The 25,076-nt window shown below is 72.2% G+C and carries 26 protein-coding genes; 15 read left to right on the top strand and 11 right to left on the bottom strand.

What is annotated here, in order from left to right:
• Positions 1-36 precede the first annotated feature (36 nt).
• Positions 37-1,134 (top strand): ABC transporter permease, encoded by a 1,098-nt coding sequence (locus tag CRYAR_RS30450; protein WP_035856746.1) that lies wholly within the window; start codon positions 37-39, stop codon positions 1,132-1,134.
• On the opposite strand, the gene CRYAR_RS30455 is transcribed toward CRYAR_RS30450, so the two are convergent.
• Positions 1,108-2,190 (bottom strand): magnesium and cobalt transport protein CorA, encoded by a 1,083-nt coding sequence (locus CRYAR_RS30455; RefSeq protein ID WP_084701129.1) that lies wholly within the window; start codon positions 2,188-2,190, stop codon positions 1,108-1,110. The two genes, CRYAR_RS30450 and CRYAR_RS30455, sit on opposite strands and share 27 nt — an antisense overlap.
• A 4-nt stretch (positions 2,191-2,194) precedes the next feature.
• On the bottom strand, positions 2,195-3,091 hold the full coding sequence (locus tag CRYAR_RS50390) for a LysR family transcriptional regulator (RefSeq protein ID WP_035856748.1): 897 nt from the start codon (positions 3,089-3,091) through the stop codon (positions 2,195-2,197).
• A 116-nt stretch (positions 3,092-3,207) separates the two neighbouring features.
• Between CRYAR_RS50390 and CRYAR_RS30465 the strand changes: the two genes are divergently transcribed.
• Positions 3,208-3,951, top strand: a complete 744-nt coding sequence (locus CRYAR_RS30465; protein WP_035856749.1) for an SDR family oxidoreductase — start codon at positions 3,208-3,210, stop codon at positions 3,949-3,951.
• Here the strand turns inward: CRYAR_RS30465 and CRYAR_RS30470 are convergent.
• The gene (locus CRYAR_RS30470) at positions 3,946-4,668 is read right to left on the bottom strand and encodes a lysophospholipid acyltransferase family protein (RefSeq protein WP_051571140.1); all 723 of its coding nucleotides are present in this window, start codon (positions 4,666-4,668) and stop codon (positions 3,946-3,948) included. The genes CRYAR_RS30465 and CRYAR_RS30470 overlap by 6 nt on opposite strands.
• Positions 4,669-4,706: 38 nt before the next feature.
• The gene (locus CRYAR_RS30475) at positions 4,707-5,042 is read right to left on the bottom strand and encodes an STAS domain-containing protein (RefSeq protein WP_051571141.1); all 336 of its coding nucleotides are present in this window, start codon (positions 5,040-5,042) and stop codon (positions 4,707-4,709) included.
• Positions 5,043-5,205: 163 nt separating this feature from the next.
• Here CRYAR_RS30475 and CRYAR_RS30480 point away from each other — a divergent pair, with 163 nt between their 5' ends.
• Positions 5,206-5,967, top strand: a complete 762-nt coding sequence (locus CRYAR_RS30480; RefSeq protein ID WP_035868191.1) for a tyrosine-type recombinase/integrase — start codon at positions 5,206-5,208, stop codon at positions 5,965-5,967.
• Here the strand turns inward: CRYAR_RS30480 and CRYAR_RS30485 are convergent.
• A complete protein-coding gene (locus CRYAR_RS30485; protein WP_211247715.1) occupies positions 5,932-6,918 on the bottom strand; it encodes a LacI family DNA-binding transcriptional regulator in 987 nt (328 codons plus the stop codon). The genes CRYAR_RS30480 and CRYAR_RS30485 overlap by 36 nt on opposite strands.
• 173 nt (positions 6,919-7,091) lie before the next feature.
• On the opposite strand from CRYAR_RS30485, the gene CRYAR_RS30490 reads away from it, so the two are divergent.
• From CRYAR_RS30490 to CRYAR_RS30505, 4 genes are read left to right on the top strand one after another with little or no spacing between them, the layout of a single operon-like run.
• Positions 7,092-8,387, top strand: a complete 1,296-nt coding sequence (locus CRYAR_RS30490) for an ABC transporter substrate-binding protein (protein WP_035856751.1) — start codon at positions 7,092-7,094, stop codon at positions 8,385-8,387.
• Between the two features lie 2 nt (positions 8,388-8,389).
• The gene (locus CRYAR_RS30495; protein WP_035856752.1) at positions 8,390-9,322 is read left to right on the top strand and encodes a carbohydrate ABC transporter permease; all 933 of its coding nucleotides are present in this window, start codon (positions 8,390-8,392) and stop codon (positions 9,320-9,322) included.
• On the top strand, positions 9,319-10,125 hold the full coding sequence (locus CRYAR_RS30500; protein WP_035856753.1) for a carbohydrate ABC transporter permease: 807 nt from the start codon (positions 9,319-9,321) through the stop codon (positions 10,123-10,125). The genes CRYAR_RS30495 and CRYAR_RS30500 overlap by 4 nt, the downstream gene beginning before the upstream one ends.
• A gap of 11 nt (positions 10,126-10,136) precedes the next feature.
• Positions 10,137-11,987 (top strand): glycoside hydrolase family 127 protein, encoded by a 1,851-nt coding sequence (locus tag CRYAR_RS30505; protein WP_035856754.1) that lies wholly within the window; start codon positions 10,137-10,139, stop codon positions 11,985-11,987.
• Here the strand turns inward: CRYAR_RS30505 and CRYAR_RS30510 are convergent.
• The 6 genes from CRYAR_RS30510 to CRYAR_RS30530 all read right to left on the bottom strand — a co-directional run bounded on the left by CRYAR_RS30510 (position 11,980) and on the right by CRYAR_RS30530 (position 16,545).
• The gene (locus tag CRYAR_RS30510) at positions 11,980-13,434 is read right to left on the bottom strand and encodes a serine hydrolase (protein WP_157018184.1); all 1,455 of its coding nucleotides are present in this window, start codon (positions 13,432-13,434) and stop codon (positions 11,980-11,982) included. The genes CRYAR_RS30505 and CRYAR_RS30510 overlap by 8 nt on opposite strands.
• 167 nt (positions 13,435-13,601) lie before the next feature.
• Positions 13,602-13,856: a hypothetical protein gene (locus tag CRYAR_RS30515; protein WP_035856755.1), complete on the bottom strand. Its 255-nt coding sequence runs from the start codon at positions 13,854-13,856 to the stop codon at positions 13,602-13,604.
• Positions 13,857-13,925: 69 nt separating this feature from the next.
• Positions 13,926-14,195 (bottom strand): hypothetical protein, encoded by a 270-nt coding sequence (locus tag CRYAR_RS30520; protein WP_035856756.1) that lies wholly within the window; start codon positions 14,193-14,195, stop codon positions 13,926-13,928.
• A gap of 174 nt (positions 14,196-14,369) precedes the next feature.
• Positions 14,370-15,338, bottom strand: coding sequence for an aldo/keto reductase (locus tag CRYAR_RS30525; protein ID WP_169745098.1), 969 nt, complete (start codon positions 15,336-15,338; stop codon positions 14,370-14,372).
• Positions 15,339-15,405: 67 nt separating this feature from the next.
• On the bottom strand, positions 15,406-15,546 hold the full coding sequence (locus tag CRYAR_RS47635; RefSeq protein WP_157018186.1) for a hypothetical protein: 141 nt from the start codon (positions 15,544-15,546) through the stop codon (positions 15,406-15,408).
• 159 nt (positions 15,547-15,705) lie between these two features.
• On the bottom strand, positions 15,706-16,545 hold the full coding sequence (locus CRYAR_RS30530; RefSeq protein ID WP_084701133.1) for an LLM class flavin-dependent oxidoreductase: 840 nt from the start codon (positions 16,543-16,545) through the stop codon (positions 15,706-15,708).
• Between the two features lie 52 nt (positions 16,546-16,597).
• On the opposite strand from CRYAR_RS30530, the gene CRYAR_RS51355 reads away from it, so the two are divergent.
• From CRYAR_RS51355 to CRYAR_RS47640, 8 genes are all read left to right on the top strand, one after another.
• Positions 16,598-18,253, top strand: a complete 1,656-nt coding sequence (locus CRYAR_RS51355) for a GNAT family N-acetyltransferase (RefSeq protein ID WP_084701134.1) — start codon at positions 16,598-16,600, stop codon at positions 18,251-18,253.
• Positions 18,250-19,227 carry an amino acid ABC transporter permease gene (locus CRYAR_RS30540; RefSeq protein ID WP_035856759.1) on the top strand — a complete coding sequence of 326 codons (978 nt, stop codon included), beginning with the start codon at positions 18,250-18,252 and terminating at the stop codon, positions 19,225-19,227. Before CRYAR_RS51355 ends, CRYAR_RS30540 begins: the two co-directional genes overlap by 4 nt.
• A gap of 11 nt (positions 19,228-19,238) precedes the next feature.
• On the top strand, positions 19,239-19,991 hold the full coding sequence (locus CRYAR_RS30545) for an amino acid ABC transporter ATP-binding protein (RefSeq protein WP_035868203.1): 753 nt from the start codon (positions 19,239-19,241) through the stop codon (positions 19,989-19,991).
• 34 nt (positions 19,992-20,025) lie between these two features.
• Positions 20,026-20,982, top strand: a complete 957-nt coding sequence (locus CRYAR_RS30550) for an ABC transporter substrate-binding protein (RefSeq protein ID WP_035856760.1) — start codon at positions 20,026-20,028, stop codon at positions 20,980-20,982.
• 43 nt (positions 20,983-21,025) lie between these two features.
• A complete protein-coding gene (locus tag CRYAR_RS30555) occupies positions 21,026-21,382 on the top strand; it encodes a hypothetical protein (RefSeq protein WP_035856761.1) in 357 nt (118 codons plus the stop codon).
• Entirely contained in the window at positions 21,375-21,770 is a 396-nt protein-coding gene (locus CRYAR_RS30560; RefSeq protein ID WP_035856762.1) for a hypothetical protein, read from the top strand. Before CRYAR_RS30555 ends, CRYAR_RS30560 begins: the two co-directional genes overlap by 8 nt.
• An 89-nt stretch (positions 21,771-21,859) precedes the next feature.
• The gene (locus CRYAR_RS30565; RefSeq protein WP_035856763.1) at positions 21,860-24,640 is read left to right on the top strand and encodes an ATP-binding protein; all 2,781 of its coding nucleotides are present in this window, start codon (positions 21,860-21,862) and stop codon (positions 24,638-24,640) included.
• Positions 24,641-24,739: 99 nt separating this feature from the next.
• The gene (locus tag CRYAR_RS47640) at positions 24,740-24,904 is read left to right on the top strand and encodes a hypothetical protein (protein WP_157018188.1); all 165 of its coding nucleotides are present in this window, start codon (positions 24,740-24,742) and stop codon (positions 24,902-24,904) included.
• The last annotated feature ends 172 nt before the right edge of the window (positions 24,905-25,076 follow it).

The following is a 25,076-nucleotide window of genomic DNA, read 5'->3' on the forward strand; positions in this document are numbered from 1 at the left end:
AAGCCTCACTGTCACAAAAATGGGTAAAAGTGATTTATGAGCACACCGATCACCTCGGCCCGGCAATTCCGCCGCATCGCGGCGACGGTGGCCACCATCGGGGTGCTCGTGCAGCTCCTGCTCACCAGCTACTACCTCGGCATGGCACACGCGCCGAAGCCGCACCACCTCCCGGTCGGCCTGATCGCCTCCGACGCCCAGGCGCGTGAACTGCACACCGAGCTCAACGCCACCGGCAGCTACCGGGTGACCCGGTTCGACACCGCCGCCGAACTCGAACGGGCGACGAGACGCCGCGAGGTCTACGGCGGCCTCGACGTCTCCGGAGCCACCCCTCACCTCTACCTCGCCACCGCGGCCGGACCGTCCGCGGCGAACGTCCTGAAGACCACGTTCACCGCCGTCCTGCAGAAGCGGACCGCCGCCGTCGTCGCGACGCTCGGGACGCCGGTGCCGCTCCAGACCGTGCGGGTCCTCACCACCCCGGGCACCGTCACCGACGTCGTGCCGCTGCCCGCCGACGACCGCAACGGCGGGTCGCTCGGCATGCTCGTGCAGGCGCTCGCGCTCGGCGGCACGGTGGCCTCGCTCGGGCTCGGGCGCCTGATCCCGCGGGCCCGGCGGTCCTGGCGGCGCGGCGTGGGGCACGTGACGACGCTCGTCGTCTACGCGCTGGCGTCGGCGGCGATCGTGCTCTGGTCGATGAGCTGGTTCGGCGTCGGCGCGGACGCCGACCACGCCACCCTCTACTGGGGCTTCGGCCTGGTGTCGCTGGCGATCACCGGCTCGACGGCCGGGCTGGTCGCGCTGATCGGCCCGGCCGGCGCCGCCGCCGGGTTCCTCTACTTCACGATCGGCACCGTGATCTCGGGTGCGAGCATCCCGCCGGAGTTCCTGCCGACCTGGGGCCAGCACCTCGGGCAGGCGCTGCCGACCGGCGCCGGCACCCAGTACGTCCGGGACAGCCTGTACTTCCCGGACGCGCCGCTGGGGCACCCGCTGCTCGTGCTCGCGCTCTACGCCGGGCTCGGCACGCTCGCCGTACTGATCACGAACGCGCTCCCGAACCGCTCGGACCGCACCGCCGAACTCCCGATGCCGGGGACGCTAGAGCCAGTCGTTGCGTCGAAATAGGGCCCAGAGCACGACGCACAGCGCGGCCAGCACGCCCAGCACCATCCAGAACCCGTACGGCGAGCTCGCACCGGGGATCCGCTCGAAGTTCATGCCGTAGAGCCCGGCCACCGCGGTCGGCAGCAGCGCGATCGCCGCCCAGGCCGAGATCCGGCGCATGTCCTCGTTCTGACGCATCGCGGTGCGGTTCTGCCGGACGCTGACCTGCGCCAGGTCGGCCTGCAGGACGTCGGTGAGCAGGCTGTCGTAGTTGTCGATCGCGTCGGCGACCCGCATGAGGTGGTCGTGCACGTCGCGGAAGTAGGGCCGCAGCGGGGCGTCGGAGGTGTCTGACAGTTTCACCACCGCACCGGCCAGCGGCTTCACCGCGCGGCGGAACTCCAGCACCTCACGCTTGAGCTTGTAGATGCGCTCGGCGTGGTCGTGCTCGTCGCCGCCGAACACCTGCGACTCGATGTCGTCGATGTTCTCGTCGATGCCGTCGATCGCGTCGGTGTAGCCGTCGACGGCCAGGTCCATGATCCGGTGCAGCACGCCGATCGGGCCGTGCCGGCTGACCTCCGGATCGCCGTCGGCCAGCGCCCGGGCGCGCGCCGGCACGTCGGTCTCGCCGTGCCGGACGATCACCACGAACCGCGGCCCGACGAACAGCGCGAGCTCGGCGACGTCCACGACCTCGTCGGCGTCGACGTAGCGGACGGGTTTGACGATCGCGAACAGGATCTCGCCGTACTGCTCCAGCTTCGGCCGCTGGTGCGCGCGGACGGCGTCGGCGACCGCGAGCGGCGGCAGCGCGAACCGCTCCGCGACCTCCTCGAACTGCTCCGCGGTGGGGTCGCGGAGCCCGATCCAGACGAAGCCGTGCCGCTCACGCAGTGCCCGCGGGGTGTCGCGCAGCGGGATCCGCCCCGGCTTGCGGACGCCGTCGACGTACCGGCCGCAGTCGACGACCGCGTGCTCGGCCGGCCGGCCGGGCTCCGGTGTTACCGGGGCGACCGCCGCGGACGGCGTCGGATCGAGGAACCGCGCCAACCGGCGGAACGCTGACGCACGCATCGGCTCAGAATAGGACCCCGTGTCCGGCGCGGTTCAGGTGCTCGCGGGCCGACTCGGTGAAGGCGTCGACGAGCGGCTCGCGGTCCCCGACGCGCGCGGCGACGACGACCTGGAACGGGTCGAGACCCTCGATCGGGATCGTGACCAGGTCTTCCCGCAGCGTGCTGCGCCGATCGCCGGCCGGGCGGATCGCCACCGCCTCCCCGTCCGCGACCCGCTCGAGTTTGGTCTCCCAGCCGTCGATCCGCGGCGGGGTGTCGGGGCCGGTACGCCCCGGCTCGAGGCGCCAGAACGTGTTCGCGGGCATCGAGGTGACCGGGCACGGGAGCAGCGGCTCGTCCGCGTAGTCGGCCGGGGTGACCGACGTCCGGCCGGCCAGCCGGTGGAACACCGGGACGACGAGCACGGACGGCTCCTCGTAGAGCACGGACACCCGCAGATCGCCGATGGGGAACGGGAACGGGATCCGCCCGACCAGGACGTCGACGCTCCCGTCGAGCAGAGCGGGATGCGCGTCGCACCAGTTCAGGTGACGGATCGCGACCCGGGCCTCCGGATGGCGGCCACGCAGGTCACGCACCGCGGGCGTCACGACGATGCTCTCGATCGTGCCGACGGTGAGCGTGCGCACCGAGGCCCGCGCCGCGCGCGCCGCCCTGGCCGCCGAGCGCAGCAGCGCGTCCGCCTGCGGGAGGAACGCCCGCCCCGCGTCGGTCAGGCGTGAACCGTGCGGCGTGCGGTCGAACAGCCGGGCCCCGAGGCGCTGCTCCAGACGCTGGATCTGGCGGCTCAGCGCCGGCTGCGCGACGTGCAGCTCGGCCGCCGCCCTCGCGAAGTTCTGATGCCGTGCGACGACCGTGAAATACCGCACGAGTCGCAGATCGAGATCGATGTCGGGCACCTCATCGAATCTACCGCCATGCCCGGGCGGCAAGACGGGTTGCGCAACGGGTCTTGGACGGTCCCGGGCCGGCGGGCGTTGACTCGGCAGCACGTAGGCGAGGGAGGACGTCCGACATGGGCACGTACGAGGGAAAGAACGTCGTCGTCATCGGCGGCAGCAGCGGGTTCGGCCGCACGACGGCGGCGGCGCTCGTGGACGGCGGCGCGCGCGTCCTGATCACCGGGCGCACCGGGGCGACGCTCGACGCCGCGGTGGAACGACTGGGTGCCGGTGCGGTCGCCGTCCGGAGCGACGCGGCGTCGCTCACCGACATCGACGCGCTGGCCGACCGGGTCAAGACCGAGTTCGGCACGATCGACGCGCTGTTCGTGAACGCCGGCGTCACGCACTTCGCGCCGTTCGAGGCGACCACCGAGCGCGGCTACGACGAGGTGTTCGCGATCAACGCCAAGGGCCCGTACTTCACCGTGCAACGGTTGGCGCCGCTGCTGAACCCGGGAAGCGGGGTGGTGCTGACCACCTCGGTGGTCAACGTCGTCGGCTACCCGATGGTCAGCGCGTACGCCGCGACGAAGGCGGCGCTGCGCTCGATGGCACGCAGCCTCGGGCGCGAGCTGCTGCCGCGCGGGATCCGGGTCAACGCGGTGAGCCCGGGCCCGATCGACACCGGCATCCTGGACCGGCAGCTACCGCCGGACCTGGTCGCGCCGACGAAGGCGCAGATGGTCGCCGACAACCCGATGGGCCGGTTCGGCGAGGAGGACGAGATCACCAGGGCGGTGCTGTTCCTGGCGTTCGACGCGACGTTCACGACCGGCGCCGAGCTCGCCGTGGACGGCGGCGCCTCCCAGCTATGAGTCCCGGCCGGGCAGCTGAGCGTCCACTCCGGTGTACTCCTGGCCGGAGAGCGACTGGATCACGGCCATCAGCTCGTCGGTGCGCCGGCGCAGCGTCTCCCGGTCGGGCTCCTCGGTGCCCCAGTCCATCGGCGGGGCGAACCTGATCGTCACCCGCCCCGGGCGGGGGAACTTCGCCCCGGGCGGGGCCAGCTCGAACACGCCGACCGTGCCGCACGGAACGACCGGCGCGCCGCTCGCGGCCGCGATCCGGGCCAGCCCGGTGCGGCCGCGGTAGAGACGACCGTCGCGGGTGCGGGTGCCCTCCGGGAAGATGCCGACGACCCGGTCCTCGCGCAGCAGCCGCACCGCGGTGTTCAACGCGGCGTCACCGGCGGAGGCCCCGCCCCGGATGACGGGCACCTGTCCGGTCGCGGTGAAGAAGTACCGCTTCCAGCGGCCGCGGACCCCGGGCTCGGTGAAGTACTCGTGCTTGGCCAGGAAGCTGATCCGGCGCCAGCGCACGACCAGCGGCAGGAACAGCCAGTCCAGGTACGACACGTGATTGCAGGCCAGGATCACCGGACCCCGGGTGGGCACGTGCTCGATGCCCTCGACGCGCGGCCGGAAGTAGAGCGTCATCGGGAGCGTGAGCAGGGCTTTGAAGACCCAGTACAGGTAACCGCTGCGGTCGACCGGGGCCTGGGCGACCGGGGCGGGCGGCGAGTCGGCCGACATGGGGGTGCGGTTCAACCTTTCACGGGGGCAACGCCACCTTACAGGTAGTGCTCCAGGCCGGCGACGCGTAGCGCGATCCGCGCGGGACGCGAGGCCGCGTCGATCGCCGCGGCCCGGCCGGCCGCCCGCACCGCGTGCTGGACCCGGACCAGGAACGCCATGCCGTGCGAACCGAGGAAGTCGACGTCGGCCAGGTCGAGCCGGACGTCGGCCGGTTGAGCGGCGACGACGTCGGCCACCACACCGTCCAGGCGCGGCGCCAGCACGGCGTCGACCGCGCCGGACAGCCGGATCGACACCCGCCCCGGATCGGCCTCGACCGCGACCGCGCCGGGGCGTTCCTCCGGCAGCGTGAACCGAGGGCTGCCGTTCACGCCGGATGCATCCTCCGACCACGCGGCTGAACCCACTGCCGGCCTCCGCTCGGTGTCATCCGTTATCCGGTACATCTCGCGTAGGATACTCGCTGTGGCCTCGAAATCGCGGGGTTCACACCCAACACGTTATCCGGTACATCTGAGACGGCGGTGATCGGTGATGACCGATGGCGTCACCGTCGATTCGGCCGTCGAGTCATATCTGTCGTCACCGCAGCTCGCGAACGAGAACACCAACCGCGCGTACCGCAGCGTGCTCGACCGGCTGGCCGGCTTCCTCGGTGGCCACCGCCCGCTCACCGAGATCGGCGAGGAAGAGCTCACGGTCGCGATCCGCGGTCTCTGGGGCAGCGCGGCCGCCGCGACCTGGAACCGCAACCGGTCGGCCGTCTCGGGGTGGCTGGCCTGGTGCCGCGCGCTCGGCCAGGACGCGCCCACGCTCTCCGACGAGGTCGAACGACGGCCGGACGAGAGCGAGCCGGCCGCCGTCCTGGCCCGGGAGGTCATCGAGGAACTCCTCGCCCGCCCCGAGCTCCCGGTGCGCGAGCGGGCGCTGTGGCGCCTGCTCTACGAGTCGGGCGGGCGGGTGTCCGATGTGCTGGCCCTCAACATCGAGCACCTCGACCTGCGCCGGCGCCGCGCCGGCAGCCTGCACTGGGGTGAGGGCACCGCGTTCCTGCTCCCCCGGCTGATCGAGGGGCGCTCGCGCGGCCCGCTGTTCCTCTCCGAGCGGCGCCCGCCACCGGCCCGGCGCCCGGCCCGGTCGGAGCTCTGCCCCTACACCGGCCGGGCCCGGCTCGGGTACGACCGGGCCCGCATCCTGCTCGACCAGTACACCCGCACGGCGGACGGCCGGCCGGGCTGGGACCTGCTCCAGCTGCGCCGCTCAGCCCTCGCGCACCGGTCCGGCGATAGCGGTTGATTCACGCAGCACCAGCCGGCACGGCCGCACGTGCCGGCCCGGCGCCGGCTCCCCGTTGATCGCGGCCAGCAGCAGGTTCGCCGCCGCGCGCCCCAACCCGTCCAGATCCATGTCGACGCTGCTCAGCGGCGGTTGGCTCGCGGTCACCATGGTGTCCCAGTTGTCGAAGCCGATCACCGCGACGTCCTCGGGCACCCGCCGCCCGGCGGTCCGCAGCGTGTCGACGACCCCGCGGGCGATCTGGTCGCTCCCGGCGAACACGGCGTCGAACGCCGTGCCCTCCGCGAGCAGCATCGCGCCGGCCTGACGTCCCCACGCCTCGCTCCACTCGCCGAAGAGCGGCGGCCGGACCAGCGCCGTCTCCGCCGCGGACGCCCGGACCCGCGCTGACGAGTGGTGCTCCGGCCCGGTGACGTGCACGATCCGGCGCCGCCCGATCGCACGCAGGTGCTCGATCGCTCTGCCCGCCCCGCCGGCCTCGTCCGGCACCACCGAGCAGTCCGCCGGGTCGGTCGAGCTCACGAACGCGTACACCACGGGCACCGGCAGGTCCGGGGCGAGCGGCGGCCGGGCCTGGGCCCGCCGACCGGTGACCACGATCCCGTCGACGCGCCGGGTCAGCAACGTCCGCAGGTAGTACTGCTCGCGGATCGGGTCGTCGCGCGCGTCGCACAGCAGCACGGACATCTGGCCGGCGCCGAGTGCGTCCTCGGCGCCGAGCATCAGCGGGATGCTGAACCGCCCGATGCTGTCGGTGGTGATCATCCCGACCGTGTAGGTGCGGCCGACCTTCAGCGTCCGGGCCACCGCGTTGGCCTCGAAGCCGAGCCGGTCGGCGGCGTCACGCACCCGCTGCCGGGTTTCCGCCCGGAGCGTGCCGCGGTCGTTGAGCGCTTTGGACGCCGTACCCACCGAGACCCCGGCCGCCGCCGCGACGTCCCGAATCGTCACGAGTCGATCAATTTTCCGCACGCGTTTCCTCCGCCGGGCTCGGGCGATCCCGCCAAGAGGCTACTTCATGCCGTTGACACGCCGAGAGGACCGTCCCTATGGTTTCGGCAATCGGTTTCCGAGTTTCCGAATGTTAACGCTCACACGCCCGGCCCCACGTCCAAGGAGGCACGATGGGCCAGCCCCGCCGATTACTGCTCACCAGCGTCGCCGCACTCGCCCTGCTGTTCAGCGCCGCGTGTCAGAGCGCCGGTGACACCACCTCCTCGTCCGACACCAGCGCGAAGGACGACGGCGCCACGATCACGATGTGGACCCGCTCACCGACGGCCGCGTTCACCCAGACGCTCATCGACGCGTACAACAAGTCGCACCGCAACCAGGTCGAGCTGACCGTGATCCCGGCCGACACCTACCAGCAGAAGGTCGGGTCGGCGAGCGGCGCCGAGCGGCTGCCCGACATCCTGGCCACCGACGTCGTCTACGCGCCGAACTACGCCTCGAAGGGCGTCTTCCAGGACCTCACGAAGCGCGTCGGGACGCTGTCGTTCCGGAACACGCTGGCCCCGGCACACATGAAGACCGCGACGTACGAGAACAAGATCTACGGCGTTCCGCACGACATCGACCTGTCCGCGGTCTTCTACAACAAGGTGCTGTTCCGGAAAGCCGGCCTCGACCCCGAGAAGCCCCCGACGACACTCGACGAGCTCTACCGGGACGCGAAGAAGATCGACGCGCTCGGCGGGGGCGTCGACGGCTACTTCTTCGGCGGCGCCTGCCCGGGCTGCACGCTGTTCACGACCTGGCCGATGATCTGGGCCTCCGGTGACACCGTCCTCAACGAGGAGGGCACCGCGTCCACCGTGGACAACCCGGCCGCGGCGAAGATCTACGCGCTCTACCGGAAGATGTACGCCGAGGGGCTGGTTCCCAAGGCGGTCAAGAACGAGGGCGGCCCGACCTGGGTGCAGGCGTTCGGCGAGGGCAAGATCGGCATCCAGCCGCTCGGCGCCACCGCGCTGCAGACGTTCACGGAGGGCCCCGGCCTCGAGATCGGCGTCGCGCCGATCCCCGGCCTCACCGGCGGCGAGAGCTCGTTCGTCGGCGGCGACGTGGTCGGCATCAGCTCCAACAGCACGAAGGCCGCGCAGGCCTGGGACTTCATCTCCTGGACGCTGTCGGAGCAGGCGCAGGTCGAGGTCATCGCGAAGAACAAGAACATCACCGTGCGCAGCGACCTGGCCGACAACACGTACGCCCGGCAGGACCCGCGGCTGAAGGTGTTCAACGACCTCGCGGGCAAGGGCCGGACACCGATCTCGGTGAACTTCGGCAAGACCTACAACGACCCCAACGGCCCCTGGACCGCGACGATCATCGACGCGGTGTTCGGCACCGGGAGTTCGGCCGACGCGCTGAAGAAGCACAATCCGAGCATCACCGAGTCGCTGGCCTCGGGCGGCTGACCGTGGTTTCCGTGCTCCCGTCCCGCCCGGCCACGGGCGGGACCCGGACCGCCGCGCCCGGGCGGCCGACCTCCGGGCTCGCCCGCCGCCGCCAGCGGCTGGGCTGGCTCTACTCGGCGCCGATGGCCGCGGTCGTCGTCCTGTTGTTCCTCCTGCCGCTCGGGCTCATGGTCTGGATGTCGTTCAACCACTGGCCGCTGCTCGGCGCGTCGGCGCCCAACGGCGTGGAGAACTACCGGGCGCTCTCCGACCCGCTGTTCGTGCGTGCGCTCCGGTTCACGGTGAAGTACACGGTGGTCACGACCGTCGTGCTGAGCCTGGTCGCGTTCGGGATGGCGTTGCTCGTGCAGGAGGCCCGGCCCGGCGTCGGGTTCTTCCGCACGATCTACTTCCTGCCGGCCGCGGTCGGCCTCGGGTCGGCGAGCCTGCTGTTCTACGGGCTCTACAACACCGGGGACTCGCCGCTGAACACCCTGCTCGACTCGATCGGCGTCGGCCCGGTCGACTGGCTCGGGACGAACGACAGCGCGCTGCTGTCCACGGTCGGAATGATCACCTGGCGCTTCGCCGGTTTCTACATGCTGATCCTGCTGACCGGCCTGCAGGGCATCAGCCCGACGCTGTACGAGGCCGCACGCACCGACGGCGCCACCCGCTGGCAGACGATGCGCCACGTCACGCTGCCGCTGCTGCGCCCGACGCTCGCGCTGATGCTCGTCCTCTCGGTGACCGGCTCGCTGCTGGCGTTCGAGCAGTTCTTCATCCTGACCGGGGGTCGCCACGACACGACGACGCTGGCGGTCGACATCTACCGGGAGGCGTTCCTCTCCCAGGACCTCGGACGCGCGGCGGCGGTGTCGGTGGCGCTGCTGCTGGTGCTGATCCTGATCAACGGAGCGCAGCTGCGGCTGCTGCGGCGGAAGGACGCGTCATGAGGCGGGCCGGCTACTACTCGACGTCCACGGCGCTCGGAATCCTGTTCCTGTTGCCGATGATCTGGACGGTCTACCAGTCGCTGCACGGCGTCCGGGCCGCGGACGGGCAGGACGGCTGGGGCGTCGCGAACTACGAGCGGATGGTCGGCTACGGCGACGGGATCGGCTCGTACGTGCTGAACACCACGGTGGTCGCGCTGGTGACGGTGACGCTGACCGTCGTGATCACCACGCTCGGCGGGTACGCGGTCGCGCGGCTGTCGTTCCGTGGCAAGAACCTGTTGTTCCTGCTGACGCTGGCGATCCTGATGGTGCCCTACACCACGATCCTGATCCCGCTCTACATCGTGCTCGGCTGGTTCGGGCTGCAGAACTCGCTGATCGGGCTCGGCCTGGTGCTGGTGATGTTCCAGCTCCCGTTCGGCCTATTCATGATGCGCAACTCGTTCGAGGCCCTGCCGTCCGAACTGGAGGAGGCCGCGCTCATCGACGGGTGCTCGATCGGCGGCGCGCTGCGCCGGGTGCTGCTGCACGGGGTCGCGCCGGGCATGGTGACCGTCGCGCTGTTCTCGTTCCTCGCGTCCTGGAACGAGTTCGTGGCTCCGCTGATCTTCCTCACCGACGGCAGCAAGTTCACGTTGCCGGTCGCGCTGTACAACCTGCAGTCCGGGAACCTGGGCTCGATCGACTTCGGTGCGCTGCAGGCGGGGGTGGTGACCGCGGCGCTGCCGTGCGTCGCGGTCTTCCTGCTGCTCCAGCGCTACTACGTCAGCGGCTTCAGCGCCGGCGCACTCAAAGGCTGAAGGGATCGCCAATGAACGGACCCGCCGCACCGACCACCGGCTCGCTGCACCCGCTGGGCCTCGACGCCGTCACGCTGGACCCGGAGGGGCTGCTCGGCGCGTGGCAGGAACGCAATGCCGAACAGACGCTCCCCCACTGCGCCGAGCAGCTGGAGAGCGCGGGCAACCTCGCCAACCTGCGCCGCGTGGGCACGACCGACGGGGCGTTCCAGGGCATGTGGTTCGCCGACTCCGACGTCTACAAGACGCTGGAGGGCGCGGCCTGGGAGCTGGGCCGCCGGCCGGACCCCCGGCTGCGGGCGTTCCTCGACGAGACGGTCGCGCTGCTCGAGAACGCCCAGGACGACGATGGGTACCTCAACTCGTACTTCCAGACCGACCACCGCGACGAGCAGTGGGCCGAGCTGGTGTGGAGCCACGAGCTGTACTGCGCCGGGCACCTGATCCAGGCCGCGGTGGCGGCCGCGCGGGCCGGGGTCGGTGAGCGGTTGCTGCCGCTGGCCCGGCGGTTCGCCGACCTGCTGGTGACCCGGTTCAGCGCGGTCGAGGGCGTCTGCGGGCACCCCGAGATCGAGACCGCGCTCGTCGAGCTCTACCGGGTCACCGGCCACCGGCCCTATCTGGACCTGGCGGCCCGCTTCGTCGATCTGCGTGGCCGCGGCCTGCTCGGCGACGAACCCAAGTTCGGCGCCCGGTACTACCAGGACCACGAGCCGGTACGCGATGCCGACGAGGTCACCGGCCACGCCGTCCGGCAGCTGTACCTGCTGGCCGGCGTCGTCGACGTCGCCGTCGAGACCGGGGACGCCTCCCTGCTGAAGGCCGCGACCCGGCTGTGGGAGTCGGCGTTCGAGACGAAGACGTACCTGACCGGCGCGCACGGATCCCGGCACCGGGACGAGGCGTTCGGCGACCCGTACGAACTGCCGCCCGACCGCGCCTACGCCGAGACGTGCGCGGCGATCGCCAGCTTCTCCTGGAACTGGCGGATGCTGCTGGCCACCGGCGGTCACCGGTACGCCGACGAACTCGAGCGCGTGCTCTACAACGGCGTCGCGGGCTCGACCGCGCTCGACGGACGCCACTTCTTCTACTCCAACCCGCTGCAGCTGCGCACCGGCCACGACGGCTCCCACGAGGACGCGCCGTCGCAGCGGCTGAGCTGGTACTCCTGCGCGTGCTGCCCGCCGAACCTGGCCCGGCTGGTCGCGTCGCTCCAGTGCCACGTGGCCACCACCACCGACGCGGGTGTGCAACTGCACCTGTACGCCCAGGGCCACCTCGGAACGACGCACGGAGAACTCGTCGTGAGCACCGACTACCCCTGGGACGGCCGGGTGACGATCACCGTCAGCCCGTCGCAGCCCGGTGCGACCTGGACGCTCGCGCTGCGGATCCCGGGCTGGTGCTCGTCGGCGACGCTCGACGGCGAACCGGTCCCCGGGGGGTACGCCGAGGTCACCCGCGCCTGGCAGCCCGGCGACACCGTCCGGCTGGACCTGCCGATGCCGCCGCGTTTCGTCGCCGCCCATCCCCGCGTCGACGCGGTCCGCGGGTGCGCCGCGCTGCTGCGCGGTCCGCTCGTCTACTGCCTCGAACAGGCCGACCTGCCCACCGACGTCCTGATCGACGACGTCCGGGTGGACGCCGCGGCGCCGGTGGAGGTGGTGGCCGGGGCGGCGGACCAGATCGCGCCGGTCGTCCTCCGGGTGGGCGGGCACCACCGCCCGTCGGACGCGACACCGCTCTACGGCGCGGCGCCCGCGGCGGCGGAGGTGGACGTCGAGCTCACCGCGGTGCCGTACCACCTCTGGGCGAACCGGTCGCCGGGGCCGATGCGGGTGTGGATCCCGGTCACCTGAGCTCGGCCGTGGGGCGGCCGGCGGTCTTGGTCATCAGCGCGTCGATCTCGGCGCCGAGCGTCGCGAGCTTCTGGGTGTAGCGGCAGGCACCGCCGTACGCGCCGACGAAGTCCACCCACGTGCAGCCGAGGTTGGAGAACACCGACACGACGTACCGCCGGGGCGCACGACCCGGCAGCGCGGTGACGATCCCGGCGTCCGCGCCGGCGCTCGGCACCAGGCCGGTCTTGTGGGCGAACTCCACCTCGGCGTCGGCGGCGCACCGCCGGACGTCCCCGCCGTACCTGCGGTCCTCGACCTCGACCTCGCCGGTCTCCGGATCGACCCAGCGGCTCGGCACGGACTGCGGGATGCCCCGCGCCGGGTAGTCCCGCCCGCACCAGTTCGCGGTGGAGAGCGCCTGGTTGAGGCCCTGCTCGGTGAGGTCGCGGTGGATGACCGCGCGGGACTCGCGGCTGAGCGTGCCGATCGTCACCGGCGCGCCTTTCGGGGTGGTCCACAGCGTCCCGGGCGCCTCGGTGAACAGCAGGAGCAGCCGGGCGGTGTCCAGCGCGGTCATCGTCAGACCGTCGAACGACCAGCCGCCGCCGTCGGCCGCGTCGGTGTCGACGACCCGGAGGGTCGTCAGCCCGAGCGAGCGCAGCGTCGCGTTCAGCGGATCGACGCCGTCGCGCTGGTGCATCATCATCAGCAGCGCACAAGTGGCGCTGTTGCTCGAGTACGTGAGCATCGCGTCGAGCCATTCGGACACCCGGTGCGTGCCGGGCTTGGCCCCCTCGGGGCAGCTGGCCTTACGCGGCTTGTAGTCGTACACCTCGTCGAACTCGACGCCGCCCCGGTCATGCAGCCGGCCGACGCCGAACGCGACCATCAGCTTGAACACCGATGCCGGGTACGGCGCCATGAACTCCAGCGGCGCGCCGCCGCGCCCGGACAGGATCGGCTCGGCCGACCCCTTCGCGGCCCAGATGTCGTTGCTCCAGTGCGTCCAGCGCACGCCCGGCGCGGCCAGGTCGCGGGTGACCGGCACGGCGACGCCGTTCGGGTAGTCCTGGGAGAGCAGCGTGTTCGCGGCCGCGACCGGGCGGCCGGCGTCGTCGAGCTCGATGACGGCCACGTCGACGTTGGGCACCGCGGGCGGGCGCTGCCCGGTCTTCGTGTGCACGACACCGTCGAAATCCTGCGCGTCGACGATGTCGCGGAGCCGCCGTCCGAGCCACTTCGAGCGGGCGGCGTCGGGCCCGGCCGTGCCGGTGCCGGGGCTCGGCGGCCCGCTGGGCCGGGGGTTCGCCGCGCCGGGGCTCGCCGGCGCGAGCGGGGCGGCGGCGCTGCGCGCGGTGTCGTCGGGCGCGTCGCCGGACTCGCAGGCGGTGATCAGCCCGCTTCCCAGTACGGCACCGGCCAGCACCGAGGCGAGTACTGGGACCAGCCGTCGCGTCCGGCGCATGGAGCGTATTGAACCAACGGGAACGCGAGTTCGCGGCGGAACACACCGACACTTAACGCAGATGCGACAAAAGCCGAGCGGCCGGGGGTGATGGATTCACCCCCGGCCGCTCCCGGCTGGTGCGGCGCTCTGCCCAGCGCTACCGGCCCGGGATGGGAACTGCGGTCTCAGGCGTAGACGTTCAACGTCGTACCGGTCGTGGCCTGGACGAGCGCGGCGTGCTGGCGGGCGGCCTCGGCCTCCCGCGCTTCCTGTGCCGCGACCCGCTGCTGTGCGCCCGCCTCCGCGATGGCGCGCACCGCGTCACTTTTCTGCTTCTGCGCGATGGCGGCCTGGTCGCCCTGGCCCTCCATCGCACTGCGGACTAAGGCGTAGGCGGCGGGACGGGGGTCGGAGACGCTGCCGATGGCAAAGCTGGACATTCGAGGCTCCTCGGAACAGGGTCGGGTGGTGGTCGGCGCCGGCGGGAGCGGACTCCCGCCGGCACCGCGTCAGGTGTAGACGTCGAACTGGACGCGGGACTTGGCCTGATTGAGTTCGGCCTGGTCCTTCGCCACGGCTGCTCTCGCCGCTTTCAGTTCGGACGTCGCCTGCTGCGCAGCCATAGCCTTCTTCTCGGCATCGGCCTTGCGCTCCTCGACCTGCTGCTGGTCAGCCTTGACGGCTCGGTTCGCCTCGTCAACGCGTGCGCTGTTGCCCGTCGACCGGGCCGGGGCGAACAGACTCGATAACGAAACCGCGCCTACGGTGCCTACGGACATCAGAACCTCCTCGGGGCAAACCGGCCTTCGGCATCCGTGCCAGCGATCCGGTCGTTGCAACAGAGGTGTCGGCACCCCGAAGAGGTGGATGAGAAGTCGTTCCGGGAATTTTTCGTCGACCAGGTCACGTCGGCCCGGCCGACGAGGCGGGCTCCACCGATCGGCGGAGGCCTTCTACCCGGCAGTAACTTCGACGTCGTGCGGCGCTCCGATCGCCCGGAGCCGAGCCGCGGTGTCCTCGTCGAGGCTCTCCGCGAGCTCGAGCGCGGCGACGTCGGCCTGGATCTGGTCGGGCCGGGTCGCGCCGAACAGCACCGCGGCCACCGCCGGGTTGAGCAGCGGGAACGCCAGCGCCAACGCGGCTGGTGCGACCTCGAGCTCAGCGGCCAGCGCCGCGACCTCACGCCCGGCGGCCACCGCGTCGGCCCAGCGGGGATCCCCGGCCGCCTCCGGATGGCGCCCGGCCGGCGCCCCGGCCTCACCGTACTTACCGGTGAGCACGCCGCCGGCCAGCGCGTAGGAGGCGACGACGGCGGTGTTCGCGGCGTTGAGCGCCCGGATGAGCTGGTCGTCCTCGACGACGTCCCGCTGCACGAGGCTGTACGGCAGCTGGGCGGCGGCCGGGGCGGGGCTCCGGGCCATGTCGGCGATCTGCGCCGCCTCCAGCACCTGGTCGGCGGTCCAGTTCAGGACGCCCCAGGCGCGGGCCTTGCCGACCTCGATCAGCCCGCCGATCTGCTCCATCGCCGCGTCGAGCGGCAGCCCGGCCGGGAGCGACTCGGCGTAGATCACGTCCACGTGATCGAGCCCCATCCGCCGCAGCGAGGCGTCGAGTTCGGCTGCGGCGTCCTGCTCGGGCCAGAACTCCCACCAGAGTTTGTTCGCGATGACCACGTCGTCCCGGTCCCACCCGGACGCGCGGAACACCTCACCGAACACGATCTCGGAATACCCGGTCGGGAGCGGCGCGGACCCGGTCTCGTCGTCGTACCGGGCGTCGTCCAGGAACGTGATCCCCGCTTCGCGGGCGGCCTGGAGCACCGCGACTCCCGCGTCGCGCGGGATTCGCTCGAACGTTCGCCACGAACCGAGCGCGAGCCGGCTCACGGTCAGCCCGGAGGCCCCCAGCGATCTGGTCGGCATGTTCATCCTGCTCAGATTACCCTCGGTAAATTCTCAACCTCGGCGCACGGGGGTACGAAACGGGCTATCAGGGCGTACCGGTCGATGCCGGGGCTTCGGCCGGCGCCGGTCCGAGGTCTTCGGCCAACCGGCCTTCCATGCGGGGCAGTGCGGTGAGCATGGCGCCGACCACGGCGGCGAGGGCCACCAATAACAGGACGATGAACATTCCGCCTCCCGGCAACGGCTGCGGCCCGGCGCCGCGTTCGGGACCTGGTTACCCCGTCCCCGGGAATCAATACCTATCCCTGGCGTGTCCACCCATCTCCGGCGCGTCGGCCGGAACCGTCCAATCCGGACATCCCACCGGTCGCTCCGGTCGCTCCGGTCACCCGGCCGCGACGAGCGCCCTGGCCCGTTCGAGTGCGCGCACCCGGGGAACGATCTCCTGGGCGAACACCGGCAACTCCACTTCCGGATCGGCCGGTTCGAGCACGATCAGCCCGGCCCCCGACCGCCCGTAGTCCGCCAGACGCTCCGCGACCTCGTCGAGATCCACCGCTCCTCGACCGGCGGCGCCGAGGTCGAGCGGGACCGTGACGCCGAAGCCGACCTCGCGGCCGACGGCGGCCGCCGCGCCTTCCAACGCGGCGACCTGGGCCGGGACCTCGGTCCGGGCCGATCCGGGGTGGAGGAACCAGTCGCCGATGCGGGCGGCGAGCGGCTGGGCGGCACGCCAGCCGCCGGAGACCACAATCTCCGGCGCGACGCCGGGCCGCACGCTCGGCCGCAGCCCACGCGCGCGGAAGTGCCGACCGTCCACGTCGACCGACTCCCCGCGCCACAACCCGCGGACGATCCGCGCGAACTCCTCCGCGCGGCGGTCGTCGGGGTGCGGCCCGCTGCGCAGGTCGATCGCGAACCGCCCGCCGGAGACCCGCGCCGCGACCGCGCCGAAGCGGGCGAGCAGCGCCGGGTGCCAGGCCGCCACCGAGATCGGCGCGACGACCGTGAGCCGCCGCGCGGCCCCGAGCAGGGCCAGCGTGGTCTCGCTGGACAACCCGGCGTCACCACCGCTGAACACGTAGTCGAGGCCGAGGATGTCGGCGAGAGCGGTGAGCCGGCGGGCCTGGGCCACGGCGGCGTCACGATCGACCGAGGGCGAGAGCTGCGGCCGACCGGTGCGACCGACGGACAAGCGGACACCGAAACTCAGGGAAACTGCCATGTCCTCACGGTAGCAACAATTCCTATCGATTCAATAGGGATAGGGTGACGGCATGTCCTTGACGCGAGTCGTCCTCGTCGGCGCCGGACCCCGGGGAACCGGTCTGCTCGAGCGCCTCACCGCTCTCGCCCCCGCCCGGTTACCCGGACGCGATCTGCAACTGGACGTCGTCGACCCGTTCCCGTTCGGCAGCGGGCGACTCTGGCGCGCCGACCAGCCCGAGGTGTGGAGCCTCGACGACACGTTCCCGCTCGTGGACGGTCCGGCCGTCCGGGCGTGGGCCGCCGCCAATCCCCGGGTACGGACCCCGCAGCCCGGGGAGCCACTGGCCCGCGCGCTCGTCGGCGACTACCTGACCTGGGCGTTCTGGCGCACGGTCCGGCTCGCTCCCCCGCGCGTGGCGGTGCGGACCTACCGGGCGTCCGCGGTGGACCTGGACGAGCGGGGGGTCGTGCTCGACACCGGCAGCGTGCTGCCCGCCGACGTCGTCCTGCTCACGCAGGGCCGGCCGGGCTCGCTCCCGACCCCCGACCAGCGCGCCCGGGCGCGCTTCGCCGACCGCTTCGGACTGCGGTACGAGCGGCCGCGCGCCGGCGACCCGGCCGCGCTCGACCAGGTGCCCGCCGGCACCGACGTCGCCGTACGGGACGCCGGGACGCTCACCGGCGACCTGGTCGCGCTGCTGACGCTCGGGCGCGGCGGCCGTTACGCCGACGGCGAGTACCACCCGACCGGCCTCGAACCACGCCTCCGGCTACTGCCGCCCGAGCATCCACCATGGACCGACGAGCCCCGCCCCGGCGACGCGTGGCCCCACCGCCGCGCCGCCCTGACCCGCGCCGGCGTGCTCACCTCCGGCCACACCGTGCGGCTCGACGTCGGCCGGAGGGCCTTCGTTCTCGACGACGGCACCGCCGTCCGCACGCTGGTCGAACCGGACATCGGAACCGGCGAGCCCCGCCGGAGCGACGACGCGCTGCTGCGCGCGCTGGCCGCCCGGGGCGAACTGGCCGGTTGGAGCGGCACCGGCGCGCTGCTCGACCGCACCGGCCGGGCCCATCCGCGGCGGTTCGCGTTCGGTCCGCTGCCGGGCCCGGCCGGGCCCCGGGGCGAGAACGACGCGGCCGCGCGACGGGTGCTCGATCTGCTCGCCGCGGTGCCGCCCCGCCGCACCGCGCGGGCCACCACCGCGATCGAAGTGCGGAGGGTACCGCTCACCGACCCCGACGTCGTCCCGATGTTCGCCGAGCTCACCGAGGAGTACGCGGCCCGGTACGGCCATCGCCACGATCTCTACGCGCTGCCGGACGGCGAGTTCGACCCTCCCCACGGGACGCTGCTCGTCCTGCGCGAGCACGGCAAACCGATCGCCGGCGGCGCGTTCCGGCGCTACGACGAGGACACCGCCGAGCTCAAGCGCATCTGGACCCACACCGATCACCGGCGCCGCGGGCTGGCCCGGCGTGTCGTCGCGGAACTGGAGCGGGTGGCCGGGGAACTCGGCTACCGGCACGTCTACCTCACGACCGGCCCCCGGCAGCCCGAGGCGCGGGCGCTCTACCTGGCCGCGGGCTACACGCCGGGCTTCGACACGGCCGCAGATCCCGAGTCGGTGGGCCCGCTGGCGTTCCGCAAGAACCTCGCTATCCCCATCTATCCGGTAGGTATTGACGAGATTGGAGAAACTCCCGTACGGTCCCGCCCATGAGCGCGCCAGCACCGACAAAGCCCGCGCCGATCGACGAGATCAGCGCGCTCCGGGTCGTCCCGGCCCGGCATCCGTGGCGCTGGGTGGCCACGGCGATCGTCGCGGTCCTCCTCGCGATGGCGATCAACGCGCTGATCACCAACCCCGCCTGGGATTGGCCGACGGTCGGCGAGTTCGTCCTCAACGCCTCGATCCTCGAAGCCGTCCGGCTCACCGTCGTGCTGACGCTGCTCGGCGTCGGGATCGGGTTCCTCCTCGGCACCGTGCTCGCGCTGATGCGGATCTCACGCAGCCCCCTGCTGCAGGCGGTGAGCTGGACGTACATCTGGGTGTTCCGGTCGGTGCCGCTGATCCTGCAGCTGCTGTTCTGGTACAACCTCGCGATCCTCTACAACGAGATCCGCTTCGGCGTCCCGTTCGGACCGTCGTTCTTCGGCGTCGGCACGATGGAGCTGATCCCGCCGGTGGCCGCGGCCGCACTGGGGCTCGCGCTGCACCAGGCCGCGTACTCGGCCGAGATCGTCCGTTCGGGGTTCCTGTCCGTCGACGCCGGGCAGCTCGAAGCCGCGGCCGCGCTGGGCATCCCACGCAGCCGCCAGGTGTGGCGGATCATCCTGCCCCAGGCGATGCGGACGATCATCCCGACCGCCGGCAACGAGATCGTCGGCATGGTCAAAGGCACGTCGGTGGTCTACATCATGGCGTTGCCCGAGCTCTTCTACCAGGTGCAGGTCGTCTACACACGCAACGGCCGGGTGATCCCGCTGCTGCTCGTCGCCACGGTCTGGTACCTGGTGCTCACCACGGTGCTCACGATCGTCCAGTACTACGTCGAGCGGTACTACGCCCGGGGCTCGGCCCGCGCGCTGCCCCCGACGCCGCTGCAGCGGGTCCGGCGTTCGGTCGCCGAGGTCCGGGCCCGGGCCCGCCGTCGCCGCGAACAGGGCGAGTTCCTCTCCGGCGGTGCCCGGTGAACGACGAGGTGATGGTGCGCGTCCGCGGGGTCCACAAGAGCTACGGCGCGCTCGAGGTCCTGAAGGGTGTCGACCTCGACGTGCGTACCGGCGAGGTCGCCGTCGTGCTCGGGCCCTCCGGCTCCGGGAAGTCGACGCTGCTGCGCAGCATCAACCACCTGGAGAAGGTCGACCGCGGGTACGTCAGCGTCGGCGGCGAACTCGTCGGCTATCGGCGGGCCGGGCTGAAGCTGCACGAGCTCAAGGAGCGGGAGATCCTGAAGCAGCGCACCCAGATCGGGTTCGTGTTCCAGAGTTTCAACCTGTTCCCGCACCTCACCGCGTTGGAGAACGTCGCCTACGCGCCGGTCGCGTCCCAGGGGCGGCCCCGCCGGGACGTGCTGCCGCTGGCCCGGTCCCTGCTCGAGCGCGTCGGCGTCGGCGACAAGGCCGACGCCTACCCGCGCCAGCTCTCCGGCGGGCAGCAGCAGCGGGTCGCGATCGCCCGCGCGCTGGCCCTGCAGCCGCGGCTGGTGCTCTTCGACGAGCCGACCTCCGCGCTCGACCCCGAGCTGGTCGGCGAGGTGCTCGACGTGATGCGCGACCTGGCCCGCAGCGGCACCACGATGATCGTGGTCAGCCACGAGATCGGGTTCGCCCGCGAGGTCGCCGACACCGTCGTCTTCATGGACGACGGGCGGATCGTCGAGCAGGGGCCGCCGTCGGAGGTCCTCGGCGCGCCCCGCCACGAGCGCACGAAGGCCTTCCTCGCCAAGGTCCTCTGAGTCCGTCCCCCACCCCCGTCGCAAGGAGACCTCCATGTCCCGTGCCCGAATACTCGCCGTCGTGCTGGCGCTGCCGCTGCTCGCGCTCACCGCGTGCGGCGGGTCCGACGCCTCGGCCGGAGCCGGTGAACCGTCGGCGTCGGCGGCGGCCGTCAACATCGGCCCCGACCAGAAGCGGGTCCGGACCGAGAAGGTCGACACGATCGCGAAGCTGCTGCCGGCGGCGATCGTCGCCGAGGGCACCCTGACCGTGGGCACCACCGGCGACGGCACGCCGCCGCTGTCGTTCCGCGCCACCGACGACAAGACCGTGATCGGGGTCGAGCCCGACATCGCGCAGCTCGTCGCGGACGTGCTCGGTCTCGACCTCGACCTGCAGACCACGTCGTGGGAGAACCTGTTCCTGTCGATCAAGACCGGTCAGTACGACGCCGGGTTCTCGAACATCACGGTCACCGAGGAACGTAAGGAGATCTACGACTTCGCGACCTACCGCGTCGACACGCTCGCGTTCGAAGCGCTGAAGTCGAAGAAGCTGAAGATCTCCGGCCCCGCGGACGTCGCGGGCCTGACCATCGGCGTGAGCCCGGGCACCAACCAGGAAGAGGTGCTGCGCCGCTGGGACGAGCAGAACACGAAGGCCGGAAAGAAGCCGGTCAAGTTCCAGTACTACCAGAAGGCGGCGGACTTCTTCCTCGCGCTGCAGTCCGGCCGGCTGGACGCGTACCTCGGCCCGAACCCGACGCTGGCCTACCACGTGGTGACCAACCCGCTGTTCGAGATCGTCGGCAACGTCAACGGCGGCGGCACGATCCCGGCGCAGATCGCCGCGATGACGAAGAAGGGCAGCGGGCTGGTCGAGGCCTACAGCGCGGCCCTCGACGAGGTGATCAGGAACGGCAAGTACGCCGAGGTCCTGAAGCGCTGGGGGCTGACCAACGAGGCACTGCCGAAATCCGAGGTCAACCCGCAGGGCCTGCCGAAGAGCTGACGACACCGCGTAGTAGGTTCAGCCCGGAGATCAGGGAGGGCACGTGGTCGACGGGCTGGCCACCGCGGTCACGGTCGTGGCGCTGCTGCTGGCGGCGTGGGCGTTGATCGAGGTCATCCGCGGTAGAGCGCCACACCGGCCGCTGCTGGCCGGGGTGGCCGCGTTGGAAGCGCTGCTGGTCGTGCAGGCCGTCGTCGGCTTCGTGAAGCTGGCCACCGACCGCACGCCGGACGAACTGGCGACGTTCGTCGGGTACCTGATCGCGTCGCTGATCATCCTGCCGGTCGGGTACTTCTGGGCCTGGTCGGAGAAGAACCGCTCGGCGACCGCGGTCGTCGGGGTGGCGTGCCTGGTGATCCCGGTGCTCGTGGTGCGGATGAATCAGGTGTGGAGTGCCTGAACCGCAGACCGCCCACGGGCCCGGACGCGTCCTCGTCGCCGTCTACGGGCTGTTCGCGCTCGCGGCCGGCGCGCGGGCCGGGGTCCAGCTCGCGACGAAGTTCTCCGAGGCCCCGATCGCGTACCTGCTCTCGGCGCTCGCCGCGCTGGTGTACGTCGCGGCCACCGTGGCGCTGGCCCGGCAGTGGTGGCGCGCCGCACTGGTGTGCTGCTCGATCGAGCTCGTCGGAGTGCTCGCGGTGGGCACCGCCAGCCTCCTCCTCACCGAGGATTTCCCGGACGCGACGGTCTGGTCGGATTACGGCAGCGGCTACGGGTTCGTCCCGCTCGTCCTTCCGATACTCGGACTGATCTGGCTATGGCGTACTCGGCCGGACCGGCGAGCGTAACCCTCGACGGTTTGGCCATCGTCCATACAGGTTCCTAAGCTGGCTGGGTTCGGCTCCACCTCCGTCGTTGTCGCGCCCCGGGGAGCACGATGGACACCGCCAGACGCTCGTTCGTGGGACGCGCCCCGGAGCTGGCGCTCCTGGCCGAGGCGTGGGCTTCGACGCGCGCAGGCAGCCCGCGCGTCGTCAGCGTCACGGGGTTCCCGGGCACCGGCAAGTCGCGTCTGGTCGAGCACTTCGCCGGCGGCTGCCCCGGGGTCACCACGATCTCGGTGTCCGCCGACGAGAACGAGGTCGACCTGCAGTGGGAGGTCCTGCGTCAGGTCGTCTCCCGGCTGCCCGAGCCCGGCACCGCCGAGTCGATCCACACGCTCGACCCGCAGGCCAACCCGGTGTTCGTGGGCGAGGCACTCGCCGCCGACCTGCAGCGCGCCGCGCCGACCCTGCTCGTCGTCGACGACGCGCACTGGGCCGACCGGGCGTCGATCGAGGCCATCCGGTACGCCGCCCGCCGGCTCACCACCGCCGCGGTGATGGTGGTGGTGCTCCACCACCCGGCCGGGTCGGTGCGGCGCATCCCGGACGGGCGCCCCAACCCCGGCCTGCCCGACGGCTGGCGCCGGATGGTGGAGTCCGATCGCGGCGTGGAGCTGCCGCTGGCCGGGCTCGCCCCCGACGAGCTGATGCAGCTCGCCGCGCAGGCCGGCCGGTCCGGGCTCTCGCCGGCCGCCGCGTCCCGGCTCTGGCGTCTCACCGACGGCAACCCCTTACACGTCCGTCACCTGCTCCCGCAGCTCTCGATGCGCACGCTGGCCGCGGACAACAACCCGCTGCCGGCCCCGCACTCGATCTCCGCGACGATCGCCTCCCAGCTGGCGACCTGCCGGGCCCCCGCCCGCGAGCTCGTGTCGGCGGCGGCCGTGCTGGGCGAGCGGTTCCGGCTGAGCGACGCCGCCGCGGTGGCCGAGCTGTCCGGCACCGCGCTGAGCGGCGCGATCACCGAGGCGCTCGAGGTCGGGCTGGTGGCCGAGGTGCCGAACAGCGGCGGGCTGGAGTTCGTGTTCGCCGATCGGCTCACCCGCTCGTCGCTCTACCACGACCGGGCGCTGGCCCACCGCCAGGAGCTGCACCGGCGGGCCGCCCGGCTGGGCGGCCCGGCCGCACTGGACCACCGGCTGGCCGCGGCGGCCGGTGGTCCCGACGAGGCGCTCGCCGACGACACCGAGCGGGCCGCGCGGGAGCGGTGGCGCCGCGGCGACCTGACCGTGGCGGCCGCGCTGTACCGCCACGCGCTGGAGCTGACGCCCCGCGGGCCGGTGCGCTCCGGCCGGGTGCTCACCACCGTCGAGGCGCTGATCGTCGCCGGTGACGCCGCCGGCGCCCAGGACTACGAGATCGACGTGCTGGCCGCGGCGCCCGGCCCCTGGCGCGACTACGTCGCCGGGTACCAGCTGTTGCTGGCCGGCCGCATCACCGGCGCGAAGGACCAGCTGGAATCGGCCCTCGCCGCGGTCCGGGCGGGCACCGAGCCGGAACCGGGGGCGCCCGCGCTCGGCGACCTGCACGCGCGGATCGCGGCGCAGCTCGCGATCATCGGGATCCTGACCCTCGACTACCGGGAGATGATCCGGTACGGCGAGGAGGCCGTCGGGGCTCCGGCCACCGAACCGTGGGTGGCCGCGTACACCCGCTTCTCCCTCGCGATCGGACTGACGCTCTCCGGCCGGGCCGAGGACGCGATCGAGACGCTCGTCGACGCCGACGCCCCCGGCGCGGCCGGTGCGCTCGACGCGCTCTGCGCCCGCGGCATGATCGCGCTCTGGACCGACCGCCTCGCCGACGCCGACCGTGACCTCCGCCAGTCCGTCGCCCGCGCCACCGCCGGCGAGGCGCTCCGCATCGGGCAGGCGCTGGGCTTCCTCGCCGAGGTCGAGTACCGGCGCGGTGAACTGGCCGACGCCGCGCTGCACTCCGAACTCGCGCTCGGCGACGCCGAGGAGAACGTCCGGATCTGGGAGTTCGCGATCCTGCACGCGCTGGCCAGCTATCCGCGTGCGGCCCGCGCCGAGTGGGCCGCGGCCGAGACCCACGTGCGGTCGGCCGCGCACTGGGCCAACCTGGTCGGCGCCGGCAGCGGGCTGGCCTACGCGGCCGGCGGGTTCGCCGCGATCGCCCAGGCCAAGGACGACCCGGTCGCCCTGCTCGCGGCGGCCACCGACATCGAGAAGCACTACGACTCGCAGGAGCCGGGCACCCACCTGTTCGGACCGCTGCGCGCGGACGCGCTGGCCCAGCTCGGCCGGCCGGAGGACGCCGACGAGGCCCTGGACGCCTACCTGTCCCGGCTGGCGCGCCCCGACCGCCGCTCGGCTCTGCTCGGGGTCGCCCGAGTGCGGGCCCGCATCGCGCTGGCCCGCGGCCGGGCCGAGGAGGCGCTGGCCGAGTGCACCGAAGCGCTGGCGCTCGCCACCGAGGTCGGGCTGCCCCTGGAGGTGACCCGGGTCAACCTGCTGACCGCGCACTGCCTGGCCGCACTGGACCGGCCGGCACCGGCGGTGGCCGCGCTGCGTACCGCGTTGCTGCAGGCCCGCGCGCTCGGCGCCACCGCCTACGTCGACCAGGCCACCGGGGCCGCCCGCGGGCTCGGGCTGTCGATCGAGACGCCGGAGGCGGTGTTCGCCGGGCTGACCGCGACCGAACGTGGCATCGCCGGGCTCATCGGCGCCAACCGCACCAACAAGCAGATCGCCGCCGAGCTGTCGCTGAGCGTCAAGACCGTCGAGGGTCACCTCACCGCGATCTACCGGAAGCTCGGCGTCGACGGACGGCTCGAGCTGCGTGAGCTCGCGACCCGGCCCGCGGCCGGATGACCAAGGGTTGGTGACCCCAAACCCCAGGGTCGTCCCCGGAAGACAACGCGGGGTCCGATTTTTTACGCTGTCTCGCCAGTAGCAGCTACGGGGGGCGGAATGCGTCTCATCATTGAGCTAAGCCAAACCCCGCAGGGACGGCTCGAGGGCAGCGTCGCGCGCCCGGATTCGGTCGACGAGCTGCAATTCGAGGGGATCGTCGAGTTGGTCGGGGTGCTGGAGCAGCATCTCCGCGCGCCGGGCACCGGCACCGAACCAGGGTGAGCGGCCGGAAAGTCCGGGGTCGCCCCCGGTTACGCGCAGTCCCCTCGTCACCGTAGGTTTCCAAGCACACCACACCGGGTCCGGAGCAACAGCTGGGGCCGTTGGCGCTCCGGCTCGGTGGGTGGGGGGTGGTGTTCCGGCCCGGGGGGGCCGGCCTGTTCGGTGGACGCCG

It is taken from the genome of Cryptosporangium arvum DSM 44712 (assembly GCF_000585375.1).
Taxonomy (GTDB): Bacteria; Actinomycetota; Actinomycetes; order Mycobacteriales; family Cryptosporangiaceae; genus Cryptosporangium; species Cryptosporangium arvum.